The 5,323-nt window shown below is 72.2% G+C and carries 5 protein-coding genes; 2 read left to right on the forward strand and 3 right to left on the reverse strand.

What is annotated here, in order from left to right:
- A partial coding sequence (locus AC31A1_RS45990) for a hypothetical protein (RefSeq protein ID WP_489659029.1) occupies positions 1-698 on the reverse strand: 698 nt, incomplete at its 3' end.
- Positions 699-927: 229 nt separating this feature from the next.
- Here AC31A1_RS45990 and AC31A1_RS45995 point away from each other — a divergent pair.
- Positions 928-2,943: an FAD-dependent oxidoreductase gene (locus AC31A1_RS45995; protein WP_489659030.1), complete on the forward strand. Its 2,016-nt coding sequence runs from the start codon at positions 928-930 to the stop codon at positions 2,941-2,943.
- A 29-nt stretch (positions 2,944-2,972) separates the two neighbouring features.
- Positions 2,973-3,509, forward strand: coding sequence for a PadR family transcriptional regulator (locus AC31A1_RS46000; protein ID WP_489659031.1), 537 nt, complete (start codon positions 2,973-2,975; stop codon positions 3,507-3,509).
- Between the two features lie 74 nt (positions 3,510-3,583).
- Here the strand turns inward: AC31A1_RS46000 and AC31A1_RS46005 are convergent, their stop codons facing one another.
- Positions 3,584-4,129, reverse strand: a complete 546-nt coding sequence (locus AC31A1_RS46005) for a hypothetical protein (RefSeq protein WP_489659032.1) — start codon at positions 4,127-4,129, stop codon at positions 3,584-3,586.
- 249 nt (positions 4,130-4,378) lie between these two features.
- Entirely contained in the window at positions 4,379-5,323 is a 945-nt protein-coding gene (locus AC31A1_RS46010; RefSeq protein ID WP_489659033.1) for a LysR family transcriptional regulator, read from the reverse strand.

Below are 5,323 nucleotides of genomic sequence, written 5' to 3' on the forward strand. Positions count from 1 at the left end.
GGGCTGGGTGCGGCGCTTGGGTCGTGGTCGCCGCGTCCCCAGGGGCCCGGGCCTCGGCCGCCTGGGCCGCCTCGTTCGTCGCCCGGGCCCTTGCGGTCGAAGGTGCCTGTGAAGGTCCGGTCGGCCGTGCGGGTGCCGGTGTCGGAGCGGGTGCCTGTCAGGGAGGCTGTGTCGCCCTTCTTGAGGGCGGCGGCGCCCTGGGGCGTGGCGGCCGAGCCCACGGTCCAGGTCCAGGACGTGCCGTCGTCGCTCTTGACGGTGACCTGGTCGCCGTCGACCTTCGTGACCGTTCCGCGCTGCCAGATCCGTACGACCCACTTGCCGGTGGCGTCGTCCTTGACCGTCGCCTCTCCGTGCACCGCCGCGCCGCCGAGGCCGAACCCGCCACCGTGCCGGAAGCCGGGACCGCCGGGCGACGGCGTGCCCGACGGGGACGCGGCGGCGGCCGGTACGGCGTCGCTGCCCGAACCCCCCGAGGTCGCGGCGTAGGCGACGGTCCCGCCGAGCGCCAGCACGCCCGCGGTGGCCACGGCGATCACCGCGCGGGACCGCCTCGACCGCTGTCGCCACAACCGGTCGAGACCGCCGTCGCGTTCAGCTCCGCCGGGGCCGGTGAGCACCTCCCACTCCGGCGCGTGGTCGGGCATCGGAGGTGTCGCCGCGCTGTCGCCGGCTTCGTGCTCAGGATCGTGCGTCACGGCTCGCTCCCTAGGCCACGCGCGCGGCATCCCACCGGCACGCCTGCCTGTGATTCTCCGGGGCGGGCGATAAAGAAGCGGTAATAAATCCCTGTGAATCGGGGGCCCGATGACCGCCATGGCTCATCTCATGACCCACCCCATGACCCGCTCCCGTTTATGCAACTAGTTGCATAAAGGCCTCTCCGTCCTCTACAAAAGAGGCACGACACCGCGCACGGAGGCCCCGATGAGCCGTTACCCGCACCTGCTGAACCCGCTCGACCTGGGCTTCACCACACTGCCCAACCGCGTCCTCATGGGCTCCATGCACATAGGCCTGGAGGAAGCCGAGCGCGGTTTCGAGCGTATGGCGGAGTTCTACGCGGCACGCGCGCGTGGCGGAGTCGGCCTGATCGTCACCGGTGGCATCGCGCCCAACGAGGCCGGCCGGCCCTACGAGGGCGGCGCCAAGCTGACCACCGACGCCGAGGCCGGACAGCACGCCGGGATCACCGCCGCCGTGCACCGCGAGGGCGGCCGGATCGCGATGCAGATCCTGCACTTCGGGCGGTACGCCTATCACCAGGACCTCGTCGCGCCGAGCGCCGTCCAGGCGCCGATCAGCCCCTTCCCGCCTCGCGCGCTCACAGACGACGAGGTCGAGCAGACCGTCGAGGACTACGCCCGCGCGGCCCGCCTCGCCCGGCAGGCCGGCTACGACGGCGTCGAGATCATGGGCTCCGAGGGCTACCTCATCAACGAGTTCATCGCCGCGCAGACCAACCACCGCGACGACCGCTGGGGCGGCTCGTACGAGAACCGGATGCGCTTCCCCGTCGAGATCGTGCGCCGGGTGCGCGAGGCGGTCGGCGAGGACTTCATCATCGTCTACCGGCTGTCGATGCTGGACCTCGTGCCGGGCGGCTCCACGCTCGACGAAGTCATCAGGCTCGCCAAGGCAGTTGAGGCCGCCGGGGCGACCATCATCAACACCGGCATCGGCTGGCACGAGGCCCGCATCCCGACCATCGCGACCTCGGTGCCGCGCGGGGCGTACACCTGGGTGACCAAGAAGCTGATGGGCGCGGTCTCGATCCCGCTCGTCACCACCAACCGCATCAACACCCCTGAGCTGGCGGAGCAGTTGCTCGCCGACGGGTACGCCGACATGGTGTCGATGGCCCGCCCGATGCTCGCCGACCCGGACTTCGTCGCCAAGGCCGCGGCCGACCGTTCCGACGCCATCAACACCTGCATCGGCTGCAACCAGGCCTGCCTCGACCACACCTTCAGCGGGAAGATCACCTCCTGCCTGGTCAACCCGCGCGCCTGTCACGAGACCGAACTGGTCCTCGCCCCGACGCGGTTGCGCAAACGCGTCGCGGTGGTGGGCGCGGGTCCGGCAGGTCTGGCGTGCGCGGTCTCGGCCGCCGAACGCGGTCACGAGGTCACCCTCTTCGACGCCGCGAGCGAGATCGGCGGACAGCTCAACGTCGCCCGACAGGTCCCCGGCAAGCAGGAGTTCGACGAGACGCTGCGCTACTTCCGCACGCAACTCGACGAGCACGGCGTGGATGTACGCCTCAACACCCCTGTGGCGTCGGACGACTTGGCGGACTACGACGAGATCGTCGTCGCCACCGGCGTCAGCCCGCGCACCCCCGACATCCCCGGCGTCGACCACCCGAGCGTCGTCGGCTATCTCGACGTCCTGCGCGACCGCGTCCCCGTCGGCGACCGCGTCGCGATCCTCGGCGCGGGCGGCATCGGCTTCGACGTCGCCGAGTTCCTCACGGACGGCGGCGACAAGGCGAGCGAGGACCCCGCGACGTACTTCCGCGCCTGGGGCGTCGACATGGACTACGCGGCACCCGGCGGCCTGGCCGCACCCGAGCGGCCCACCCCGCCGCGCAGCGTCCACCTCCTCCAGCGCAAGGCGACCAAGGTCGGCGCCGGACTCGGCAAGACCACGGGCTGGATCCACCGCACCGAACTCAAGCACCGGGGCGTCACCATGGTCCCGGGCGTCCGGTACGACCTGATCGACGACGCCGGACTGCACGTCACCGTCGACGGCCGCAGCACCGTCCTGGAGGTCGACACGGTCGTCCTGTGCACCGGGCAGGACCCGCGCCGCGACCTGTACGACGAGTTGACCGCAGCCGGCCGCAGCGTGCACCTCATCGGCGGTGCCGACGTGGCCGCCGAACTGGACGCCAAGCGCGCGATCAAGCAGGGCACCGAGATCGCGGCCGCCCTCTGAGGCCCGAGGCCGTCCCTAGGATGACCTCCATGTCACTCCCGCACGCGATCCTCACCGCCCTTCTGGAGAAGCCGTCCTCGGGTCTTGAGCTGACCCGGCGCTTCGACCGGTCGATCGGGTACTTCTGGTCGGCGACGCACCAGCAGATCTATCGCGAGCTGGGAAAACTGGAGGCCGAGGGCCAGATCAGGGCGCTCACGTCCGAGCAGCCGGCCCGCGGCCAGAAGAAGCGCTACGAGGTCCTGCCCGCGGGCCGCGCCGAACTGGCCCGCTGGACCGCGACCTCCCAGGACCCCAAGCCGCACCGCGATGTGATGCTGCTGCGGCTGCGCGCGGCGGCGGTCGTCGGCACGGACGGCATCGAGACCGACCTGCGCCGCCATCTCGCCCTGCACCAGCGGCAGTTGGCGGAGTACGAGGAGATCGAGAAGCGCGACTTCCCGCCCGGCCGCGACAGTCCCCAGGACCGGCTCCAGCACCTCGTGCTGCGCGCGGGCATCGACCTGGAGACCTTCTGGACGCAGTGGCTCACGCACGCGATCGAGGAGTTCGCCGAACTGCCGTAGGACGTGCGGGAGTTGTCGAAGGACATGAGGGAGGGGCCGCCCGTCACCGGGCGGCCCCTCGTGGTCGTGGACGGTCAGAGGCGGTACGGCTTCGCGCGCCTGCGCAGGAACCAGGCCGTCGCGATGACGCCGACTCCGACCAGGCCCCCGCCCGCCGCCAGGGTGAGCGGGCCGTAGTCCTTGGTGGCCCCGCCGAGGCCGCCCATGACGCCGCGCGTGGGCGAGGCCGTGGCGGAGACCGAGGGGGTCGTGGACCTGGACACGACCACGGACTGGGTGCCCGCGGGCGTGCTGGCGTTCTGGCACATGACGATGACGGTGTAGGTGCCCGGGGTGACGTTCGTCCAGGCGGTGGACTGGCTGACGGTCGTCCCCGCCAGGGTCGCCTTGCGGCCCTCGGCGAAGCTCCCCTGGCTGCTGGTGAGGAGCGAGCCGGTGCCCCAGACGCCGGTGGTGCGGTTCTGGGAGCACGCGCTGGTCGTGACCGAGACCGTGGTCCCGGTCGTGCTCACGGAGATCCCCGACGCCGCGCCGGCGGTTCCGGCGGTCAGGGCGAGGGGAAGAGCGGCGGCGGCTGTCACGGTCAGGCCGGAGCGGAGTAGTAGCTGAAAAGTGCGCATGGGACTGCCCTCCGGCGGCACGGTTGGCGGAACATCCCTTGCGCCGCCGGGATCGGGAAACGGCCGTGCTGCCTCCAAGGAAGCCAACGCGGCCCCGGCCCGTCCCGCACGCGGACGGGGACCGGGCAGGTGACGGATTCCTTCGTCCGGCTCAGGGGTTACGCGCTGTCGGGGTCGCGGGCGCTCACCGGGCGGGTGCCGCTTCGGGTGTCAGGTTCCGGGGGCCATGTGCTGTCAGGGCGCGGACGCTCACCAGGTGGGCGCCGCCCGGAGCAGTCGCTCCCTTACGAGCGTGACGTGCGGATTGTCCGGTGAGCCGGGGCGCCGGGTGAGATACGAGGTGTTGATCGGCGGGTCCTCGGGCGCCAGCAGCGGTACCAGCGCGCCGGAGGCCAGCTCGTCCAGGCACAGATAGCGGGGCAGCACGGTGATCCCGGCGCCGGCCACGACCGCCGCCAGCACCCCGCGCAGATCGGGCACCGTGATCGCGGCCTGCCCGCCGAGCCGGGTACCGAACACGTGCCGCCAGTACCGGCGGGCGATCGGCAGATCCTCCGCGTACGACACGAGCGGCACCCCGTGCAGCGCGCCGGGCCCCTCGGCCGCCACGCGCCCGGCCCCGATGCGCTCGGCCCACGCGGGCGAGGCGACCAGCACGAACTCCTCGTCCGCCAACGGCTCCCAGGTCAGCGTCCGCCCGCGCGGCCGCGTGGTGGCGATCACCAGGTCGAAACGACCGCCCCGCAGCCCGTCGAGCAGATCGTCCGTCAGCCCCGGGCTCACCCGCAGCCGTACGCCCTCGTCGGTCAGCGGTGCCAGGGCGGGCAGCACCCGGGTGCACAGCAACTCCGCCGGGCCCGCCACATTCACCGGCTCCGGAGACTGGTCAGCACCGAGAGCACCCCGATCCGCTACGACGGCCAGCGCGTCCAGGGGCGCCGCGACCTGCGCGGCCAACTGGTCCGCCACCGAGGTCGGCGCGACACCGCGCGAGCGCCGCTCGAACAGCTCCCGCCCCAACTGCTCCTCCAGCGACCGGATCTGTGTGGTCACCGTCGGCTGCGACAGCCCGAGCAGCCGCCCCGCCGCGGTGAACGAACCGGCGCGGTGCACGGCGAGGAACGTGCGCAGGGGGGGGGAGAGATCGAGCGGCGTGGCGGCTGCTCGGGCTGTCGCAGCCGACGGTGACCACAC

The sequence above is a fragment of the Streptomyces sp. P5F9 genome, from assembly GCF_057961495.1.